The sequence below is a fragment of the Sporosarcina quadrami genome (assembly GCF_014836615.1).
In the GTDB taxonomy this organism is placed as follows: domain Bacteria; phylum Bacillota; class Bacilli; order Bacillales_A; family Planococcaceae; genus Sporosarcina; species Sporosarcina quadrami.
The window spans coordinates 150260-172386 of sequence record NZ_JACSQN010000006.1 but is presented as its reverse complement, the minus strand read 5'-3'; the positions used below and the strand labels follow the sequence as shown (position 1 = coordinate 172386).

Here is a 22127-nt window from a genome sequence, read left to right as displayed (position 1 = left end):
CAAGCCACTCCCGCGTCATTTTTGCGGGATGGCTTTTTTTAATCGCGCCGGGGGTGGAATAGATGAATGAGATGGATTGCTCCGCATACACAGGGCCGCGCCCGTAAACATGTCAGCCGCGCTCAATATCGCTCGGCATCCGCTCAATGCACGGGCACAACCGCTCAATGCACGGCTATAACCGCTCAATCCCGCATGCCATCCGCTCAATCCCGCATGCCATCCGCTCAATCCACGGGCACAACCGCTCAATGCCGCATGCCATCCGCTCAATCCACGGGCACAACCGCTCAATGCCGCATGCCATCCGCTCAATGCACGTCCAAAACCGCTCAATGTCTCATGCCATCCGCTCAATGCGCGTCCACAACCGCTCAATGTCGCTCGGCATCCGCTCAATCCACGGGCACAACCGCTCAATGTCGCATGCCATTCGCTCAATGCGCGTCCACACCCGCTCAATTTCGCTCGGCATCCGCTCAATCCACATCCAAAACCAAGCTTAAATTTGTCAAAACCACTCCAGCGCGACCGACCCATCTCCTACAACAAAAGTCTTCCCGCGAAAAAAACAAAGACAAATCAGCACTTGAACTTATATTGCCTAGCGTGCCCAGACATAACCATCCTATCCCCAGCATAAGATAAAGGAAGAAATGGAGCTGACAGGAAAGGAAGAGGGCGTGCACGAGCAAATTCGGAGGCGATGCGTGCGCCTCGGCAAAATGTTGCTGGACACTGGACTTACCGTACGGGCACTCGCGAAAGCGACAGGCTACTCCAAAAGCACGGTCCATAAAGATTTAACAGAACGTCTGCCAAATGTGGATCTGGAGTTATCTGAAGAAGTCGCGAGAGTACTTGCCTATCATAAGTCTGTCAGACATTTAAGAGGCGGTGAAGCAACACGAATGAAATGGATGAATGAACATAAGAAGGCTCGCAATACGTAACGAAAACGGACGGGGACCTCATTAGCATTCGTACGCGAATGCGGATACCCTGTCTTTTCGCATGCTAAAAATGAGGAACATATAAAATAAAGTTTAATAAAAATACATATGCCAATGGGATGGGTAATATAAAGTACTAGCAAGCAACCATAAGTATAATCACAGTTTCCTGAAATCACCTGTTAAAATTAGCAAATCGACATCATTCGACAAAATTTTATTGCTGAATAAAAATATGAAAAATAGTGTCGATGTTTGTGTTCAACAAAGATTCGGTATGATACAATATATAGTTAGATGAGTACGTAAAAATAGGAACGATCAAGAAGCTGGAAGGGGAAGCTAGGATTGATGTTTTCAAAAGATATCGGAATCGACCTGGGGACTGCAAATGTGTTGATTCACGTAAAAGGAAAAGGCATTGTGTTGGACGAGCCCGCAGTTGTAGCGCTCGACAAACATTCAAATAAAGTACTGGCTGTCGGAGAAGAAGCGTTTAATATGGTCGGTAGAACGCCGGGCAATATTATCGTCATTCGTCCGATGAAAGACGGTGTCATTGCGGATTTTGATGTGACAGAAGCGATGTTACGTCATTTCATCAACAAATTGAACGTTAAAGGTTTCCTATCGAAGCCGACAATCCTAGTTTGCTGTCCGACGAATATTACACGTGTCGAACAGAAAGCCATTCAAGATGCTGTCGAAAAATCTGGCGGTAAACGCGTATACTTGGAAGAAGAACCGAAAGTCGCAGCAATCGGTGCAGGAATGGACATCTTCCAACCGAGCGGCAACATGGTCATCGATATAGGTGGTGGCACGACTGATGTCGCAGTTCTGTCGATGGGCGATATCGTGACGTCTGAATCACTTAAAGCGGCAGGCGACATGCTCGACAATAATATTATTCAATACATCAAGCGAAAACATAGACTGCTGATCGGTGAACGGACAGCTGAAATAATTAAAATGACAATCGCGACCGTCTTTCCAGGCGGACGCAAAGAAGAGATGGATATCCGGGGCCGTGATATGGCAACGGGCCTTCCGCGCACTGTAACAATCCATTCGGGTGAAGTCCTTGATGCGATGAGTGAAACGATTGAAATGATCGTTCAGTCTGCGAAAAACGTCCTTGAAAAGACGCCTCCAGAACTATCTGCCGATATTATCGACAGAGGTATTTTCCTCACAGGAGGCGGGGCATTGCTACACGGTTTTGATCAGCTGCTGGCAGAAGAACTGAAAGTACCCGTCTTCGTATCCGACAATCCGCTCGGCTGTGTTGCAATCGGGACAGGCATTCTGCTCGATAATATAAGTAAATCAAACAGACGATTTTAACGTTTTTTGAACAAATGAAAGGAGGCGTGCTCTATGTTCAAAGGTTTTTATACAGTTGGATCCGGCATGATTGCGCAACAGCGTAGGACGGAGATGCTTGCGAACAATATGGCTAACGCCAACACACCGGGATTTAAAGCGGAGCAATCGAGTATCCGTTCATTTCCTGAAATGCTTATGTCCAATTTGGATAGTACACATATACCTACTCAAAAAGGATTGAATCTGAGAGGCTTATCTCCAGTCGGTGATTTATCGACAGGTGTCTATATGCAAGAAACGATGCCATCATTCATCCAAGGTTCGCTACGTGAAACGGGCATGACAACAGATATTGCGCTCATTGACGGTAATTTACCGATTGACGAAGCAACAGGAACACCTGGGGCAATATTCTTTAAATTGGACAATGGCAATGGAACTGAATCTTACACGAAAAACGGTAACTTCACTGTTGACGCAAACGGCTACTTGACGAATCCTTCGGGCTATTTTGTCCTTGACGCGAACAGTCAGCGGATCCAGCTACAAAATGACGATTTCAGTGTTTCGAGCACTGGTGACGTTATGGAAAATGGAGCTGTAGTGGCGACACTAGGTGTAGCATTCGCACAGCAACCAGGTGCACTCTCAAAATCAGGTAACGGACTGTTTACGAGTGATGCAGGTAACTTGCCAAATGCACAAGGCGCAGCGGGTGTCGGGTATTCATTCCAACAAGGATACTTAGAAATGTCCAACGTAGATTCAGGGAAAACGATGACGGATATGCTGGCGGCATACCGCGCTTTCGAAGCGAATCAGAAAATCCTTCAAGCGTATGACCGCAGCATGGAAAAAGCAGTGAACGAAATCGGGCGCGTCAATTGATGAGGCGCATTGAAAGGGGACACGTGAAAAGATGATACGGTCAATGTCCACAGCAGTCAATACGATGAATCAGTTGCAGCACCAAATCGATAATATCGGTAACAATCTTGCAAACGCAGCAACAAATGGGTATAAAACAAATGAGACGAACTTCCAAGAAATGCTCTATCAGCAATTCAATAACGATAAAGCGGATACTGCAGAGCGTCAATCACCAGCTGGCATCAGATACGGAGTTGGTGCAATGCTCGGATCAGCGCACATGAACTGGAAAGTCGGTTCTCTTCAAATGACGGGCCGCGACCTCGATTTTGCTTTTACAGAACCGAAACAGTATTTCAACATCATCATGCCTACTGAAAACGGCGAGCAGACAGTATATACACGCGCGGGGAATTTTTACATTTCACCTGTAGCAGGCGGAAACGTTATGCTTGTGAACGGTGAAGGGTATCCTGTAGCGGACAGCGCTGGCCAACCGATCACATTCGCAGACAATGCGAAAGGCTACAATATGTTGCCTGGTGGTGTGCTTGAGGTGACGCAAAACGACGGCACGACAGACAGAATTCAAATGGGTGTTACAACGCTTGAGCGCCCAAACCTTATGACGCGGCTATCGTCCACGGACTTCGCGTTGCCAACGAATCTCGCTGAATTAGGCGTAACAGCAGCAGATGTATTGACAGAAATGAACGGTGCCCAACGTAACCGGATCGGTATGGAAAACCAAAAACTTGAAGCATCCAATGTCAATTATGAAAAAGAGATGACAGATCTTATAAACGTTCAGCGCTCTTATCAATTCAATGCACGAACCGTAACACTTGCCGATCAGATGCTAGGGTTAATTAACAGCATCCGGTAATTCGTGCCAGGGAGAAATCGATATGATAGATGACAAACAAAAAACACCACAATGGGATCATATGAAACAAAAAGATGCCACTGAGCAACAGATCGTCGCGTCCAGAATGCAACGCAATCAGAGCAACAAGCGCAAGCCGCAAGTGAAAGAGGAAACGAACGCAAAACCGCGAATGTGGGTTCAAATACGATTATTCCCCATTTGGTTGCGGATCATTATCGTTGTTGCTATTTTCGCCGCTGCTGCTGTATTTGGTGCGATGTTCGGTTACGGTTATATCGGCGACGGACAGCCGTCCGATGTGTTGAAAATGGAAACGTGGACGCATATAATCGATATTTTAAGCGGAAAAGAGTCTTAAAGGCTCTTCCGTTTTCAATTTTTAATATCATACATATAGTTGGGGGATGAAGTCATGCTAACTGCAGAACAGATTCAACAAATCATTCCGCATCGCTATCCTTTTCTGATGGTTGACCGGATTACGGAACTTGAAGAAGGAAAACGTGCGGTAGGCTTGAAAAACGTAACGATAAACGAAGAATACTTCAACGGGCATTTCCCAGGATATCCTGTCATGCCGGGCGTTCTCATTGTGGAAGCGCTTGCACAAGTTGGTGCAGTCGCGATGCTCCAAAAAGAGGAAAACCGTGGACGTTTGGCATTTTTCGCAGGAATCGACAATTGCCGTTTCAAACGCCAAGTCGTTCCAGGCGATACCCTCAAACTGGAAGTGGAAATTACGCGGATGCGCGGATCGATCGGTAAAGGGAAGGCGATTGCCACAGTAGAAGGCGAAGTTGCTTGTGAAACGGAAATCACATTCGCACTCGGGCCTGTGCAGAAATTGTCAAATTAATTTGCACGCATGCAAAAATTTCGATACAATAGGTAATGAAATACAAATACATTTACAACTGTACTGAAACTGAAAATGTTTTGTACATCCAATACATGCACGTTTAAAGTAGGAGGTACCAATTAGCAATGTATAAAGATCTTTCGCCAAATATAAAGAGCAGTATTACGCGTTCCATCACACAGACATTCGAGCAGTACATGGCAAATATCGAATGGGATGAGAACAAATACGATATTGCGGACTTTGTTGAATTGTGGCGCGACTATATTACAACAAAAGCATTATGGTATTCAAAAATTCCTGATGAAGTGAAAGCGGATGCGAAGTTCCATGAAGACCTTGCACAGCGTATTAATGAAGTGATTCACCGTGTCTTAAACGAGCCGCCAAGTGAAGAACAGATTGCTTCCATTCAGATGAAACAGGAAAAACTCGATACGCATTACAATTATGGCTGTAAAGCGGAAGCTACATATATCGAGTTGCTTCTTACTGACCGCATGGAAAACAACTAATAAAATCCAATGGATAGTTCCCTCTTTTTAAGCCAACCTACATTATCATACGCTTGTATGATAGACGGCTTGTGGAAAGGAGGGAATTTTCATGTTCAAAAAAGCGATACCACTTGCACTTGTTTCCGGACTCGTTTTGGCTGGGTGTGGCGGTAATGACAACGTACCATCCAACAATGAAACACCAATGGAAAGTCTGGATAATGGTTTGCGTGATATGACGCCAAAAGTGAATAACGGTGCAGGACCGGACATGGATGGCATGAACGATGGACTTGATTCAGGAAATGATGTACATGATGGCATCATGAATGATAACAACCGTAATAATGGATCGATGGACGGAATGGATAAGACGAACGACGGTATCATGGATGATACTAACGTGAACGGAACGGATGACTCCAAAATGAACCGTGACAAAAAAGATGGAATGAACAACCGCTAACTGCAAGCCGTATAAAAACCGCCTTCATGGCGGTTTTTCTTATGTATTGTCGAATGAAAAAGCCGCCCGATCATCAAGGCAGCTCTTCTGAAAGGTCATCCTGACGCTCTTTATCTTTCTTCAAACGAGGACGTTCACGCATGTCCGATTCAAAGCGCTTCAGCAACTCATCGCCGCCAAGCCCTTCCGTAATAAGTTCCTCTAATAAATGCTCCGCGTACTTAGAGCGTGCACGCTTTAATCGGCCTTTCATTAAAACAGAGATATTATCACCGATTTGCTGCACAGCATCGACAGTAACACGGAATCCTGCCGGCTCGTTACCAGGATAAGAAATGACAACCCGCGCTTCTACAAGCTCGCCCGATTCCTTTAGACGATCGAAATACGCTGCATGCTCGCTTGCGATAAACAACTCCAACACCCACAGCCGATGACTGTTCTCCTGGTTAATAATAATCCCGTCAACAAGTGGAAAATCCACAATTTTGTCATCATCCAATATGCCGACTGAAATCATTTTAAAAGTCTTCAAAGCCGCCACCCCTCTCACTTTTTCTCTCAGTATACCATATCTCCCAAAATACTTCGAAAACCGGTCAAACTCTTATTATCTTCCATTAACGAAAATTAAGTGATACGTTGTCATCATCCTCTTTTTTGACAAGTAAACGCAAAACCCGCAAACATAAAACGTCAAATTCCTACTAGAAATGCAGTGAAAACCTATTTTTGTTCAGTTGCAAATATTCCGACTTAAGTTATATGATAAGGGCATCACATTGGGAAGGAGGAAAAAACGTGAACCAAGTGGCGCTTGTAGGACGTATCACAAAAGATCCTGTCTTACGTAAATTGTCGGAAGGTAGACTGCAAACGAGTTTCATCCTCGCCGTCAACCGCAAATTCAAAAACCAGCAAGGCGAAGTGGATGCCGACTTCATCCTTTGTACCGCCTGGGGCAAACAAGCGGAAAATACGGCGAAGCATTGCGGAAAAGGTTCATTGATCGGTGTAGGTGGACGCATCCAATCACGGACTTACGAACGGGAAGATAACACACGCGTTTTTGTTACAGAAGTCATTGGCGAGGAAATCCGTTTCCTTTCGACAAAAAGGCGTGAGAATGAAAACATGTACGAAGAGCCTGTTTTCAGCACGAAAGCAGTGGATCGAAAGGGTACTCTTAGCGAAGAAGAGAATGCCCGGAAGAACTTCCAACTGCCACAAGACGAAAAAGGCGGATTGCCCATCTTCTGATCTATCAAATGCATACATACCGATAGAATCAGAAATGGGTAAATGAAATTCCGGATTGAATCGTCAGCAAGAAAAGCACTAATGTCTACTGCGAGATTGATGAATGTAAAAAGGATCCGGATTACGGATGGATGGGGATCTATCCGTATCCACACAGATCAGATAGGGGAGCATTGCGTCCAACTGCAATGCTTGCTGCGAAAAAGGGCTATGATCTTAGCCGAACACACAATTGCGGCGGGACAGACCGCTCCTGCCGCAACTCCAAATGAGAGGGGGAAGGACAATGGATAAAATGGAAAAGAAATTGATCAGGATGGAACTCCAAATCGGTGAACTTATTCGCATTATCGCCAATCTCAACGAGCGCATCAATGACCTGGAAGAAAACGAACGTGTGAGTAACCGCATTTCATTCCTCGCGAACCGTGAGACAAGCCGTCTTTAATTATCCGCTAAAACCACGCAAGGCAAATTAAAAAGCCCCGGCACCATGAAAGGTACAGAGGCGGAAATGACTATCGCTTAAACGTCAACAAATCGTCCAGTTCCGTATCGGACAGTTCTGTAATCCATTGGCTCGACTGAATAAGATCTGCGGATAACGCAGCTTTCTCGACAAGCATTTTGTCGATTTTCTCTTCAATCGTACCGACGCTAACAAACTTATGCACATGGACGAACTTCGTCTGACCAATCCGGTATGCACGATCTGTCGCCTGATTCTCAACTGCAGGATTCCACCAACGGTCCGCATGCAACACATGATTCGCGCCCGTCAAATTCAATCCCGTTCCACCAGCTTTAAGAGACAGAATGAAAATCGGGAATTCTCCTGCCTGGAAAGCTTCAACGAGATGATCCCGCTGACCTTTAGGCATACTGCCAGAAAGGAACGGCACATCAATCTCGTGCAACTCAGACAGACATTGGCGGATCAATTGACCCATTCCGATATACTGCGTGAAAATGAGACATTGCTCACCGTTCGCTGCAATCTCTGCAGCCATCGACACGATCCGGTCAAGCTTAATCGAACGCCCAAGCATCTGTTCAGCCGGTGCGCCTGGCTCCTTCAGGAACAACGCAGGGTGATTACACAACTGCTTCAACCGGCTCAACATTTTCAAAATGAGCCCTTTACGTTCAAAACCGGTCAACGTTTCCAACTTGAACTTCGTATCTTCAATGAAACTTTCATACAGCGCCGCTTGCTCAGTCGTCAATGCGACGTATTCGTTCTGCTCAAGCTTCTTCGGCAAATTAAGTTGTAAATCAGGATCGTTTTTCGTCCTGCGCAATAAGAACGGACGGATCTTTGCCCGCAGCTTCCGTTTCTCAAGGTCAGCATCGTCCCGTTCTATCGGAATGATGAACTGTTCCGTAAACGTTCGGAAACTGCCAAAATACCCTTTATGAATGAAATCAAAAATCGCCCACAACTCAGACAAACGATTTTCAATCGGTGTACCCGTCAACGCAATCTGATGATCACCGTGCAACTTACGAATCGCCCGTGATTGCTTCGTCTGCATGTTTTTAATATTTTGCGCTTCATCAAGCGTAATGCTCGCAAATACAATTTCACCAAGCGTTTCATCGTCTTGTGTCGCTGTCCCATACGTCGTCAAAATGACATCGGGTCTTTGCTCCGCAAGCAACGCAACAAACTCCTCGCCTTTCGCGCGCGACGGTCCATAATGGGTATGCACGGATAGCGACGGAGCAAATCGCTCAATCTCTTTCTGCCAGTTACCGAGCACACTCGTCGGACAAATGATGAGCGAAGGGGACGTCGTCGCAGTTCGACCGTGGACATTCAACAAATACGAAATGAGCTGAACGGTCTTCCCAAGCCCCATATCATCCGCAAGACATGCACCAAACTTATAATCGCGCATAAAGACGAGCCAATTGTACCCTTCAACTTGATAAGGTCGGAGCTCAGCTTGCAACGCATCCGGGATACCCGCGTCAGGCAAGCCCGATTTATCCGAAATCATCTCCACATACTCACGCAACGACTGTTTCATTGAAAACGCAAGCAATGGATCATCCGATTCCTCATCATCTTCAATCGGCACGATTTCTTCAGGAATCTCCTGGAACAGTAAATCCTTAACTGTCCATTCACCAGAATCCGCCTGCTCCATGAGCTCCTTAATACGCTTAAGCCAAAGTGGATCGATATGGAACCACTCATCACCCGAACGGATGAACTCCCGGTTCTCATCAACCATCTTGCGGAATGAATCCTGATCGATCTCCTTGCCCGCAAGCGAGAAGTTCCAATCGAACGACAGTACTTCATCAAGACCTGCAGCTGCCTTATACGACTGGACACTCGCACTCGTACGAACTCGCATCTTCGACTCCGTCACCGTCTTCAGCCAAGCAGGAAGGATGACAGCATACCCGAACGACTGGAACACAGGCAAATCTTCCTGAATGAACAACCGGACTTCAGGATCTGACATCGGCATCGACAAAAAGCGTTGCCCGGGATCGACTTCCGTTGAACGCAAAAAGGACACCATCTCAGACTGCTTCTCGCTAATTTCAGCTGCATACTCTTTCCACTTCGCAGGCAACGCATCTTCAATCGGTGCATTCAACTTGCGCACAGCAGGCGCCCAATGTGCACCGCGCTCACTGACGACAACCGTCTCAAGAAGCCATTCCGTACTGCCATCATCAGCAGGCTCCGTCAACCGGAACGCGACACGGATCGGCATTGTCGATACAGACTCACCAGGCCAACCGAACTTGCGTAAATGCGGCAACAACGCCGGCAACTGATCAAGATGGATGGCAGAAGTCTGGATTTTTTCCCGAATCGCATCATGCAAAATCATCGCAGATAGAGAGGAAATGCCTAACTTATCTTCGTCAAATCGTATTTCACCTGCGTCCAGTTCAGCATGTTGCCAAAAATCAGGACCATTCCAAACACTAGCCGCTTCCTTCAATGCAGACAAATGGACTTCGTCATCCCTCGTCAACCCGCTAAACGTCGCATAAGGATGCGTCTTGCCAGCAAACACTTGCAAAAACTCATTCGTATTTAAGTAAACGACATTTTCATCCGTAGTTGACATCAATCCGTATAGCGCCTGTTCATTCATGAAAAACAGGAAAGAGGAAAGGCGAGTGGGAGACACAAGGCGGCCATTGCCATCTTCTGCAGACAGCGCATACGTGCCATCCGCACCGCGCTGAATACGTAATTGGAAAAGTACATTCAATGCATCCATATTCATCATAGATTCAAATTCCCCTTTTCCATTTCTTCTGCTAAAGCGCGCAATCGTCTGAATTGCTCACGCACTGTGTCGATGTACGTATTCCAGAACTCGATTTTGCCGCTCTTTTTCGCACCGGTTTTCATATTTTTAAACAGCCGAACGGCGCGGCGGTAACTATGCCTATTCTTCTCTTGGATGAACCGCATCGCATATACATGAAGAAGCGGCATGACGGCAGCGGGATCATTCGCAAGTACGAAACGCATCGTATTCGACTCAATCCCGTCATACGGAATATCATATCGGTGCATAAGCGCAGCCCATTCCGCAAACCTTTCCCGTTCAATGAGGAAATCACCGAACGTGCTGACGCCCGCTTCACCGTACGCCATAAAAAGCGCTTCACGGCGTTCTTCCGTAAAGTCTGCAATTTCAAGAAGACCGTCAATGAGACGGATAAAGTGATATTTTTCTGTAGAAAGAGAAATGTTTTGGAAATACGCGCTAATATGCGGATAAATCGTCTCCATTATAATTCGCAATGCACCCATTTCATCCATATCTGTCGCGTGGTCGGCAAGCGGTAACCAATGGTCGACAAGCTCGCCGCCTGCTTTTGCAGCTACTTCCGCTAATGCTTCTTCATCACCTTGCGTTAAATGGAAATAAGCCGCAAAAAACGGAGCATCGATATCATCCGTAGACAGCAGGAAAGACAATTCTTTCTTCTGCGTCGCAGGATCAACATATAACAGTTCCGTCACACTCGAATAAATTTCAAGCCTTGACTCGAACAAGCCGTCGCTGTTCAAGATGAAACGGCGGACGTTCTCCTCGAGAGATTTATAGAACACATCCGTTTCAAACAAGCGCAGTTTATTGCTTAGCGACTGCACTTTGTCATCGATCTTATCGGTTTGTTCGGACAGCCACGTCTTTAATTGCCACTCGCGGTAGGACGGATGCTTAACGCCTTCGAGATGGACTTGTAAATAAGACCATGCCGATTCCACTAAATGCAATCTATAAAACAGTTCAAACAGAGGTTTCCACTCCCATTCGAACGGATATAAAGGAATCACTTTTTGATCCATGAGAGATGCTTCATGGATGAAGACATTCGGATTTTCACCTTCTGCCAGTTGAGAAAGAGGCTTTGTTAACCTAGCAAGTACGTCATTCCATGCTGTAGGCGTGCGCTCTGAAATCGTTAATACCATCTGCTCAATTTCACGGCGCTGCCAGTCATGCAGCCAATCCGTCAATGAGTTGAATTGGGAATACAAATGTAAAATGACAGCGACTTTATGGACGCACCAATCAGGTTGCCTGCACGTACATACCGAATCCTGTTTCAGCGGATAGAGCTGGACAGTTTCATTATCCGGGTCCATGAACGTCGCATCAATTCTGCTGCCATCATCGCCAGATTCATACGTAATCGGAACACCTTTGCGCACTAATGCCACTGCATTCCTAATAATTTGTGCATCTTCATTAATATCCGGTCTGAATGCATGTTTAATACTTGTCATATATTCATCTATTTCATGTTCATGCAAATAAGAAACTCGTTCCACTGTCATGTACATCGGGTCACTCCTCAAAATAAGCATTCCCTTTATTATAATGCTTGCACACCGTAACCGTAAACGAATTCAATCTGAAAACAATTCTAAACAGACAAAAAAACAAGAACCTGTGGAAATAGCGGTCTAAATGGAGGTTTTACAATGAAAACAGTAACCATTACCCCATGAACGGGGCACGACAGAAAAAAACTCCTAAATAAACGTCAATTATTCGGCACCGTTTGAATAAGATAGAAAACAAATCATTCACAAAACTACTAGTGTTATGATAAACTATAAATAGTTGGAATATTCAATGATGGAGGGATGAAAATGCTTTCTGTTCAGCGTATGAGACCTTTTTTCACTAGTCAGGAAGACTTCCGTCTACGCCTCGTGTTCGCGTACCAATATTTCTCCATTTTAAAAGGCGGTGAAGTATACCAGTTTGTTCCTTCTGAAGGGAAAGAAATTGTCGTCAACGTCAAAAGCTTGCAAGTCGAAAACCTCGGGGAAGTATTCGTCTTCCAGCGGGGCAACCGTTTCATCCGACTCCCACTCTATCAGCTCTTGCTCATTTCGGATCTGCACTTACACCTAACAACCATTCTCGAAGGCGTACTCGACCTCAAAATTCCAATGCCGACAGTCGTCACGGAAGAAGCGGAGCTCATCATAAAAGAACTCGAAACACAAAACTGCCTGCGTATGATCGATTACGCACTCGAAACGAATAACGTACCATTATTCACTCAACTGACGGAAGGATTGCATGGACTTTGAAGAAAACCATTTAAAAGACACTTATCGGGCGACAAAACGATAAGTGTCTTTTTACGTTCAGTTTCAACACTAGCAATATAGGGTATACAAATTAACGCCCATTCTATAATATAATCGGCACCAAAATCGACTGACCACTATCCATAACTACACTTGGCAGTTACAATTAAACCTATACATATGTCGCTTTTTCATTAACAAAATTGAATATTTCTCTATATTTGATAGAGTGGAAGATAGAAGACTGGACATAGAGTACTCATTTAATAGAAGAAAGGAGCGTCGCCATGTTTTTTGATTACAGGTTTTGGCATTACGTGACAAGACCTCACGACTTAGCAACAGCTATACAAACGAGCGAAATGCGTCAATTTAATAGACGTCTCGTTATCGTTTTCATTACAGGCATCCTCCTTTTCGTTTTGCGCAACCTTTGGGGGTTGAACACTGAATCACTGACAGCATTATTAACGACGATGTCAACGTCAGACTACATAATCGCAAGGTACGCATCACTTGCTGGCACAATCATCTGGTCAGCTATATACATAGCGTTCCATCTATTTGGCGTCGCGTACATATTGTCGCTACTGACAAAAGTTCCGTACAAACAACTTGTACCGCTACAACTGCTCGTCACGGGTTTATTGCTACTTGAAAAAGCACTCCTATTTGGCGTCTTTGCCATTAAAGGATCGACGGTAAGCCTATCGTTCCTATCATTCGGCCCGCTCGCCGTCACAATTATGGACAACTGGTATCTCATCCTGTTCATGAACCAATTAACCATTTTCAGCGCGCTTATCATCACACTGCAATACCGTTACATCCGCACCTTCATAGTCGAGGGAAAACGAAAAGAACATTTCTGGATGATCATCGGATTGCATGTCGCAATGGCGCTCGTCACCGCTGCTGTCGCATTTATTCCATTCGACACGCTACTTAATTCAGTTTTCGGAGGTGGCTTCTAATATGAATAAACGAATGTCCATCACCGTCGCAATTATCATTAGCCTGTTCATCGCAGTGAATATCCACTTGCTTTATTCACCAAAAAGCGATGTCCCGCAATCACTGTATGTCCACCAATACGAGCGCATGACGTCAAATCACTTCGAAGAACAACTGCAAAAAGAAGCGCTCGTCTCACCTGAAGACATCTACAACGTCTACGTCGGCGAAGATGACACGATCGATACTTGGCTCGCCCAAGAAGGCGATCGCGTGCAAGTCGGGGATGAAATCGCGACATTGCAAACAGGACGCGCAGACAGCCAACTCGCGGCATGGGAAGCCGAGCGGGAAGCGCTTTTCGCACAACAAATCGATATCGAATCGACCATTTATAACTTGGAAGCAGACCGCAGAAATGCGAAAAGCAACACCGCAAACGTCAATACGACGGAATCACCGAGCGACAACATCGATTTGACCGTTGATGTCCAAGTCGACGTCCAACAAGACGGCGCCTTCGCACAAGCAATCGCAGAAGCAGAACGTGAGCGCGCGGAAATCGACCGGAAACTGACAGTTCTTGAGACGCAACTTTCCCAAAACGACTCAAATCCCGCATTAATCAGTCCAGTGAACGGAACGGTGTCCGCTATAGACAAACACGGCTTTACACTCGCAGCAGACATTTTCAGCGACACGAAAGTGTTAACGACGTACGTCCAGCTGAAAGAATGGCAAAAAATCGAAACAGGAGATCCTGTCCGTATCCAGCAAGATGGGCTAACAACAGTTATCGACGGAACCGTCTATTTCGTGTCTGAAATTCCAGCAACAGACTCCCGTTGGAAAGAAGCATTCAAGCAGCTCGAACCGAAAACAACGGAAGGAAATCCATTGGAATTCTATGAAATCGGCATTAAACCGATAGAAGAATTGACCGCATTGCCATTTGGCGCAAACGTCAACGCAACGATCATTGTCAACGAAGCCGACGCCGTATCAGTGAAACTCCATTGGCTAGACGGCTATACGAAACAACAAGCAACCGCCTGGAAACTCGATAAAGACGGCAAAGGCATGCGCACAGAAGTTGCCATCCCATTCGAAGTATCCAACCGCGCCGTCGTAACGGAAGGCCTCGTGAAAGATGACGTTGCCATTTATAACAGAAACATCGATTCATTCGACACACCATTCAACGTCTTCCTGCCATTCCCGGTAGAAATGCCGACAAAAAACCAATGGCGGACGTTCGGATGGAAAAACTATTTGAAATACAGCTTTGTAGAATAAATACAAAAAATTGAAAAACCCCTAGACTTCTAAACTTGTCTCACTGACAATAGAGTAACAGATAGAAACTTCACGAAACGGGGGAGTAGTAGATGAAAAAAGTGTATTCAATTCTAGCAATCGTATTCGGCCTACTAGTATTCGTGTCAATCGGAATCGGCAAAGCAGAAGCAGCGGTCGGCAACGGAAACCGTGTCATTGGCCTTCACGACCGCATCTTGCCAATCAAAGATATCCGTGTCATCGACAGCGATACGAAAGTGCCGCTGTCAGATATGGAAAAAGCGTTTTACCTAACAGTGAAAACAGAAAGCGGTAAAACGACAATCGAGAAATACGGCAAACAATTCATCTATGACGCTAGTACGGGTAAAACTTCACTAAACGGCGTCGAACAGCAATGGAAACCAATCATCAACATCGACGGCACCCTCTTCATCAGCGTGAAATTCCTAACCCGCGAAATCGGCTTCAAAATGGAATACTTCACGAACATCCACACCATCCGCATCTATCGTGACGATTACAAGCACATGGGCCACGATGCATTTGAGCAGATGGTTAAAAAAGCGATCGAGGATGCGAGACCGACTCCGCCTGCCAAGCCGTCAAAACCATCCAAGCCGTCTGACCAATCAAGCCCGTCGAAACCAACAAAGCCTAATCCAAATAAAAAGCCAGTCGTCTACCTAACATTCGATGACGGCCCAAACCAGTTCACCCTAAAAAACAACGAAACATTAAACAACTACAAAGTACCCGCAACATTTTTCTTCATCGGCAACGAAATGAAGCACAACGAATCAATCGTCAAAACGATAAAAAATAGCGGTCATTTCATCGGAGCCCACAGCATGACCCATGATCAAACATCCGTCTATAAATCAACCGAAAACTTCATGGCAGAAATGACCGAAAGCATCGAACTGCTCGTTAAACTATCCGGCAATCAATCCAAACTCGTCCGCGTCCCATACGGCAGCACTCCACATGTCACACCCGCCATGCAAAAAAGCTTGAAACAACAGGGCTACAAAATGTGGGACTGGGACGTCGACTCCAATGACTGGAAATACAAAGATACAGAAGCCGATCAAATCATTAAAAACGTCCAAGAAGGCATCACCAAACAAGCAAAAGCCGGTCAACAGAACATCGTCGTCCTCCTGCACGACCGAAGCCAAACAACAATCGCTCTCCCAACCATCATCGAATGGCTACAAAAAGAAGGCTACGAACTCAAAAAGTACAACCCAGCAAACCACCTAAGCAAAAACTTCCTAAAAGACCCAGAACTCTAACAGCCAAGAGCCCAGCCACCCCAGCTGGGCTCTTTTATTGCGCTTCAATTAAGCAGAAGTCCATAACTCCCCGCAGAAGTCCATAACTCCACACAGAAGTCCATATTCGCCTCCAGAAGCTAATATCTCACAGAAAAAACTCATATCTCACTCAAAAAGCTCATATCTCTCCAAAAAAACTCATATCTCACAATAAAACCTCATAACTATAAATAAAATCGCAAATCTCCCATCCATCTACCAACTCACCAATCAAAACTCCCAACCACAACAATTAGCCACTTTCTCACAATTCCTAAAATCCGTCTACGCACTACGAACTACCCGCCGAAAAATAGCACAACACCTTTGAACGATTTTTCTGAACAATCATCGAATTCGACAACAATCGCTATTTTCAAAAATCTACTACTATGCTATGTTGTGAACTGTACGTTCTACTAAACTAGTATAGGGGGAATTGGAATTTGAAGAAGCATAACTTCACCAAACTGCTAAGCACATTCTTAGCGCTCATCCTAGTTCTATCGCTCGCCACTCCATTCTCGGCACTCGCAAACACAAGCGCCGACAACAACAATGGATCCGAAGCAGTAGAAACAGCAGTCAAGACGAAAGCTTTCAAAGACAAACTGTCAAACGAGAGCACAATGCAACAAAAAGCAGCCATCGCAGAACAACTTAACCTGCTCGGCGGCGATGCAAAACTCCACGAACAACTACAAAACGTAACAGGAAACCAACTAGTACCAGTCATCATCCATTTATCTGAGCCATCTGTCGGCCTTGAAACCGGCAAGAGAAAACTCGCCGGCAAATCACTATCCGCGACAGAAGCACAAGCAGTAAAACAAAAAGCTCGCTCACAACAGATCAGAGCAAAAAAAGAAATGATGATCAAAGGCATCCAGTTCAGCGAAGGATTCAGCTATGACACAGTCCTCAACGGCATGTCAGGAACTGTAAAAGCCAACGACATCGAAAAACTATTAACAATCGACGGCATCACACTCGTCGAACCAGACACAGAAGTGCATGCATTTGAAGCGAATAAATCAAAATCGCTCACAGCACAAAAGAACTTGAAAAAGCCGGCACCTTCTGACAACAAACTGAAAGACAAAGCAAAAGATTCCATTGTAGATGCCAAAATGGATACAAGCATCGGCTTCCTTGGCATCGACGCACTATGGGCGGAAGGCTATGAAGGACAAGGCATCAAAGTCGCAGTCCTCGACACAGGAATCGACGCCGACCATCCGGATTTCCAAGGAATCTACAAAGGCGGCAAGAACTTCGTACCACACACTGGCACAGACTATGCAAGACCTCGTGCTGACAACGACGCGTCCGAAACATCACCAAAAGACCGTCCAGCGAATAAACCTGAATTCAATGCAAACGGCAGTTCATTCTACACGTCCCACGGAACTCACGTTGCAGGAACAATCGCTGCAATCGGCAACAACGAATACGGCATCAAAGGAATCGCACCGAAAGTCGACCTATACGCATACCGCGTACTCGGCGCATACGGCAGCGGCTCCACATCAGGCATCATCAAAGCCATCGATACAGCAGTCATCGAAGGCATGCACGTCATCAACCTATCACTTGGCGGCGGAGCCAACTCCGAAACAGACGGCGCATCATTCGCCATCAACAACGCCATGCTCGCAGGAACAATTTCTGTCATCGCAACAGGCAACTCCGGTCCGAACCGCGGAACGATGGGCACACCAGCCACATCCCGCCTAGGTATCGCAGTAGCAAACACGACGAATCCGGAACTATCTGCTGTCAAAGCGGAAGTGACAAACGGAGGATTCAACCTAACTAACAACGTCAAGTTCTTCTACACACCATATGGAATAGACCTTAAAGCAGAATTAGCCGGAGAGTTGGATATCATCGCAATTCCTGGCGTCGGTAAAGAATCAGATTATAATCAGTTAGACGTTACAGGAAAAGTTGTCCACGTATCCCGTGGAGAAATCGCATTTACGGAAAAAATCCAAATCGCAACAGAAAAAGGCGCTAAAGCGATCATTATCTACAATTCAAAAGATCATGCGGATGGAAACGATAATCCTATGTCAAATGTCGGTGGTGGATCAGTTTTTGATGTCCAGATCCCTTCATTTAACATGTCATACAATGATGGAAAGGCCATCAAGGATGGATTGGCTAACGAAGTCGGGAAAATCGTATTCGATGCAGCTAACTTAATCTACACGACTGGTGACGAAGTCAACGATTCAAGTTCACGTGGACCATCCACACCGAACTTCGACATCAAACCAGACGTCGCGGCGCCTGGAACGAACATCATGTCCACAATCCCGATGTACAAAGCAGACTTCCCGGAAGCCACTTATGAACACGCTTACACGCGTAAAACAGGAACTTCCATGGCTACACCACACATTGCTGGAATCGCGGCGCTAGTGAAACAAGCGAATCCATCGTGGAACGCCTTCGACGTAAAAGTCGCACTATCCAACACAGCCAAGGTCCTTGACACTGGCAAGTACGATGTCTTCGCACAAGGGGCGGGCCGCATACAGGCATACCAAGCAGCACACCCTGAAATACTCGCTTACGCAATCGATACAGCAAACAATGACGGAGCAACCGTCGAAAACAAAAAAGGAACAGTCACATTCGGTCCTCAATCATTAAAAGACAATGTATCCGTCACGAAACAGATTGTCGTCCAAAACAAAAACGGCAACGGTGGCGCATATAACGCAACAGTCGAAGTGACAAAAGGATTCGCAGATGCAAGCGTCACAATCGACAAGCCGACCTTCACATTATCAGGTGAAGAAACGCTTAACGTCACATTGACAGCATCGCAAAACACTAACGCCAAACCGGGTGATGAAATTCTTGGCTACATCCACATCACAGGCGGCAGCACAACCGCTTCACTGCCATTCGCTGCAGACTTCGGCGGAGCAGCAGCTGCAGAAGTGAAAGACATGACAATCTCTGAAACAGATCTCAGCTTCAACGGAGACGGTGTCAAAGACGAAGCGATGCTCAGATTCACTATTACAGGAGATGTCGGCACAAACTTCATCGAAATCTGGAATATCATGGATCCTGAAGGCGGGGCATACGGAGACGGATATATCGGTTATCTCCATGCATCTTCTGCACTCGGAGCAGGATCATACCAGCTTCCGATCAAAGGACAATATTCACCGTGGGATGGAACGGGAGCAACAACAATTCCGGACGGTCTCTACACAATCGACTTCACAGCGGAAACAGTATCAGGCAATCCGCCAGTCATCGGTGACTATGTCGGACCACTTGTCGTCAAATCAGAAGCAGGTACAGTTACAGGCGCAATCGAAGGCACAACCGCAACAGGTGCAATCGACGACGCATATATCGGCTACCAGCAAGAACTTGTCGACTACGGCATGGGCTACAACATCAACACAAAACTAAAAGCGAAATATGAAGTAATTGAAGGCGAAGCAGTAATTGCAACAGACACAATCACACTCGAACAGGATGGAACATTCACATTCGACCTTCCTGAACTCGATAAGAAAAACAACTCTGTCAAAGTGAAATACGAAGATGCAGCTGGCAACAAAGCCGAAGCAATCATCTACAACGCTGGCGACCAAGTTGACAACGAAGTCACATACAAAGTCAATCACGAAACACTTGCCCTGAAAGTCGGCAACAGTGAGCAACTGACAGTAACTGAAACAACAACAAAGCCAGATGGCACAACAGAAGAAAAAGACGTTACAGCTGAAGCGACATTCACTTCATCGAACGAAGCGATCGCCACAGCAACAAACGGCAACGTCACAGCAATCGCTGCAGGCACAGCCGACATCACAGTCACATACAAAGACTTCACAGCAACAGTCGCAGTCGAAGTGACGGAAGAACCGGTAACAGGCGAAGAAACCGTTACGTATTCCGTGAATAAAACGAACTTGATCCTCGGCGAAGGTCAACAGGAACAACTCTATGTCACAGAAACGACAGTGAAAGCCGACGGTACCGTCATAGAGAAGGACGTTACAGGCCACCTTCGCTACAACGTTGTAAACAACACGTATGCGACAGTTCAAAAAGGGCTTGTCACAGCGAAACTTGCAGGTAAGACTCAAGTCCGAATCCAAATCGAAGGCGAACCATCGATCTACGTCTATTTGGAAGTAACGAAAGCACCGCAAAACAGCATCACATACACGGTGAGCCAGACGCATCTGAACGTCGGTGTCGGTCAATCCGAACAAGTATATGTAACCGAAACGACTGTCACTCCTGAAGGCGATGTATCTACACGCGACGTCACAGGATTCGGACAATACAAAGTCATCGATAACACAGTCGCAACAGTCAAGAAAGGGCTCGTCACCGGGTTGAAAGACGGAAAAACGCAACTGCGCATCAACGTCTACAACAGCAGCAACCAAACGGCAGACAACCTGAAAGAAACAATCTATGTGTACTTGAACGTCGAAAAGCTCCCGCAAAACATCGTCACATATGACCTCAACACGACGGACATGACAATGGAAGTCGGCGAGCAGAAACAACTGAAAGTCACAGAAACAACTGTAACGCCAGCTGGCACAACAACAGAGCGCGATGCAACAGTCGACACGAAATTCAGCGTCGTCAATAACACACTCGCAACCGTCCAGCGCGGGCTCGTTACAGCACATGCACCAGGCAAAACTCAAGTACGTGTCGTCATGCCAAACGGCGACGTCACACTCGTCTACCTCGAAGTAACAGGCACGCCTGAGGAACCAGAGCAACCAGTAGAGCCGGAGCAACCAGATACAATCACATTTGCTGTCAATAAAAACGACATCGCCCTCAACGTAGGCGAATCAGACCAACTGACAGTCACGCAAACAACAACAAAAGCAGACGGCACATCAACCGAACAGGACGTCACAGCAACATCGACATTCACATCAAACGATGAAGCAGTCGCAACTGTTACAAATGGTACAATCACTGCAGTCGGCCCAGGCCAAACCGCAATCACCGTAACAAATGGCGACTTCACAGCGACAATTTCAGTTGATGTAGTTGCTATCGAAGAACCGGAAGTCGAAGAGCCGCAAAGAAATGTCTACACACTAGCGGAAGATAATGTTGGAAGCAAGAGTGAAAACATTTACATCGACCTATCTTCTTTCGACGGTGAAGCCAACATCGAAATCAGCGCAGCTGTCTTAGGAAAGATGGTTGATGCGAAAAACGAAATCACCATCCAAAAAGACGGTGCAGTTTTCATGCTTCATAAAAACATCTTGAAGGATATTCACACAGATATTACAATCTCCGTGGCAAAAAATGATGCATCAACAATTGCCGGTGCCGTATCCGATATGTACACAATTACATTTTGGAACGGAATTGGAGAAGCGAAACAACAATTAACAGCACTCAATAAAAAGATTGAGATTAAGATGTCAGTGTACAGTAACAACAAAGTGAAAATAATGAACGTACTAACGAACGAAGTCGTCTCTAAGAATGCAAATCCGAAAAACGGCACAGTCGAATTCAAATCCGATAACGCCGGCAGTTTCGTAGCTATCGAAATCTAACAGCAAAACAGCCTTTCCGACCCATGGAAAGGCTGTTTTCAATTGAAAACCTTTAATTTGTCAACAACACAATCAATTTGTCCCGCAACACAATCAACTGAACCCGCAACACAATCAGTCAGGTTCGCAACACAATCAATCCGTTGTAACACAATCAATCTGCCCCGCAACACAATCAACTGGACTCACAACGCAATCAATCAGGTTCGCAACGCAATCAACTGGACCCGTAACACAACAAACTCAAT

At 45.9% G+C, this 22127-nt stretch carries 19 protein-coding genes; 15 read left to right on the top strand and 4 right to left on the bottom strand.

Translation table 11 applies throughout. The features are described 5' to 3' along the window. Positions 1 to 15: 15 nt before the first annotated feature. Positions 16 to 441 carry a hypothetical protein gene (locus H9649_RS08540; protein WP_191694317.1) on the bottom strand — a complete coding sequence of 142 codons (426 nt, stop codon included), beginning with the start codon at positions 439 to 441 and terminating at the stop codon, positions 16 to 18. Positions 442 to 683: 242 nt separating this feature from the next. On the opposite strand from H9649_RS08540, the gene H9649_RS08535 reads away from it, so the two are divergent. From H9649_RS08535 to H9649_RS08500, 8 genes are all read left to right on the top strand, one after another. Continuing rightward, positions 684 to 953 carry a sporulation transcriptional regulator SpoIIID gene (locus H9649_RS08535; RefSeq protein WP_191694386.1) on the top strand — a complete coding sequence of 90 codons (270 nt, stop codon included), beginning with the start codon at positions 684 to 686 and terminating at the stop codon, positions 951 to 953. A gap of 351 nt (positions 954 to 1304) precedes the next feature. Beyond that, positions 1305 to 2300, top strand: coding sequence for a rod shape-determining protein (gene mreB, locus H9649_RS08530; protein WP_191694385.1), 996 nt, complete (start codon positions 1305 to 1307; stop codon positions 2298 to 2300). A gap of 33 nt (positions 2301 to 2333) precedes the next feature. After that, complete coding sequence (locus H9649_RS08525; protein WP_191694316.1) at positions 2334 to 3170, top strand: flagellar hook-basal body protein; 837 nt, start codon at positions 2334 to 2336, stop codon at positions 3168 to 3170. 31 nt (positions 3171 to 3201) lie between these two features. After that, positions 3202 to 4038, top strand: a complete 837-nt coding sequence (locus tag H9649_RS08520; RefSeq protein ID WP_191694315.1) for a flagellar hook-basal body protein — start codon at positions 3202 to 3204, stop codon at positions 4036 to 4038. 22 nt (positions 4039 to 4060) lie between these two features. After that, entirely contained in the window at positions 4061 to 4399 is a 339-nt protein-coding gene (locus tag H9649_RS08515) for a DNA-directed RNA polymerase subunit beta (RefSeq protein WP_225229757.1), read from the top strand. A 54-nt stretch (positions 4400 to 4453) separates the two neighbouring features. Next, positions 4454 to 4897 (top strand): 3-hydroxyacyl-ACP dehydratase FabZ, encoded by a 444-nt coding sequence (gene fabZ, locus H9649_RS08510; protein ID WP_191694314.1) that lies wholly within the window; start codon positions 4454 to 4456, stop codon positions 4895 to 4897. A 128-nt stretch (positions 4898 to 5025) separates the two neighbouring features. Next, on the top strand, positions 5026 to 5415 hold the full coding sequence (locus H9649_RS08505; RefSeq protein ID WP_191694313.1) for a hypothetical protein: 390 nt from the start codon (positions 5026 to 5028) through the stop codon (positions 5413 to 5415). Positions 5416 to 5506: 91 nt separating this feature from the next. Further along, positions 5507 to 5863 (top strand): hypothetical protein, encoded by a 357-nt coding sequence (locus H9649_RS08500; protein WP_191694312.1) that lies wholly within the window; start codon positions 5507 to 5509, stop codon positions 5861 to 5863. 73 nt (positions 5864 to 5936) lie between these two features. Here the strand turns inward: H9649_RS08500 and H9649_RS08495 are convergent, their stop codons facing one another. Beyond that, positions 5937 to 6398, bottom strand: a complete 462-nt coding sequence (locus H9649_RS08495) for a YwpF family protein (RefSeq protein WP_191694311.1) — start codon at positions 6396 to 6398, stop codon at positions 5937 to 5939. Between the two features lie 266 nt (positions 6399 to 6664). Between H9649_RS08495 and H9649_RS08490 the strand changes: the two genes are divergently transcribed. After that, positions 6665 to 7123: a single-stranded DNA-binding protein gene (locus H9649_RS08490; protein ID WP_191694310.1), complete on the top strand. Its 459-nt coding sequence runs from the start codon at positions 6665 to 6667 to the stop codon at positions 7121 to 7123. Positions 7124 to 7409: 286 nt separating this feature from the next. After that, a complete protein-coding gene (locus tag H9649_RS08485) occupies positions 7410 to 7571 on the top strand; it encodes a hypothetical protein (RefSeq protein ID WP_191694393.1) in 162 nt (53 codons plus the stop codon). A 70-nt stretch (positions 7572 to 7641) separates the two neighbouring features. On the opposite strand, the gene H9649_RS08480 is transcribed toward H9649_RS08485, so the two are convergent. Together H9649_RS08480 and H9649_RS08475 are read right to left on the bottom strand one after the other, a co-directional pair. Further along, a complete protein-coding gene (locus H9649_RS08480; protein WP_191694309.1) occupies positions 7642 to 10386 on the bottom strand; it encodes a DEAD/DEAH box helicase in 2745 nt (914 codons plus the stop codon). Further along, positions 10383 to 11960: a hypothetical protein gene (locus H9649_RS08475; RefSeq protein ID WP_191694308.1), complete on the bottom strand. Its 1578-nt coding sequence runs from the start codon at positions 11958 to 11960 to the stop codon at positions 10383 to 10385. Before H9649_RS08475 ends, H9649_RS08480 begins: the two co-directional genes overlap by 4 nt. A 312-nt stretch (positions 11961 to 12272) precedes the next feature. On the opposite strand from H9649_RS08475, the gene H9649_RS08470 reads away from it, so the two are divergent. The 5 genes from H9649_RS08470 (at position 12273) to H9649_RS08450 (ending at position 21879) form a co-directional block, all read left to right on the top strand. Further along, on the top strand, positions 12273 to 12722 hold the full coding sequence (locus H9649_RS08470) for a transcriptional regulator (RefSeq protein WP_191694307.1): 450 nt from the start codon (positions 12273 to 12275) through the stop codon (positions 12720 to 12722). A 287-nt stretch (positions 12723 to 13009) separates the two neighbouring features. Further along, the gene (locus H9649_RS08465; protein ID WP_191694306.1) at positions 13010 to 13696 is read left to right on the top strand and encodes a hypothetical protein; all 687 of its coding nucleotides are present in this window, start codon (positions 13010 to 13012) and stop codon (positions 13694 to 13696) included. Between the two features lies 1 nt (position 13697). Further along, positions 13698 to 14972 carry an HlyD family secretion protein gene (locus H9649_RS08460; RefSeq protein ID WP_191694305.1) on the top strand — a complete coding sequence of 425 codons (1275 nt, stop codon included), beginning with the start codon at positions 13698 to 13700 and terminating at the stop codon, positions 14970 to 14972. Positions 14973 to 15064: 92 nt separating this feature from the next. Next, positions 15065 to 16273, top strand: a complete 1209-nt coding sequence (locus H9649_RS08455; protein WP_191694304.1) for a polysaccharide deacetylase family protein — start codon at positions 15065 to 15067, stop codon at positions 16271 to 16273. A 467-nt stretch (positions 16274 to 16740) separates the two neighbouring features. After that, complete coding sequence (locus H9649_RS08450; RefSeq protein WP_191694303.1) at positions 16741 to 21879, top strand: S8 family serine peptidase; 5139 nt, start codon at positions 16741 to 16743, stop codon at positions 21877 to 21879. Positions 21880 to 22127: the final 248 nt, after the last annotated feature.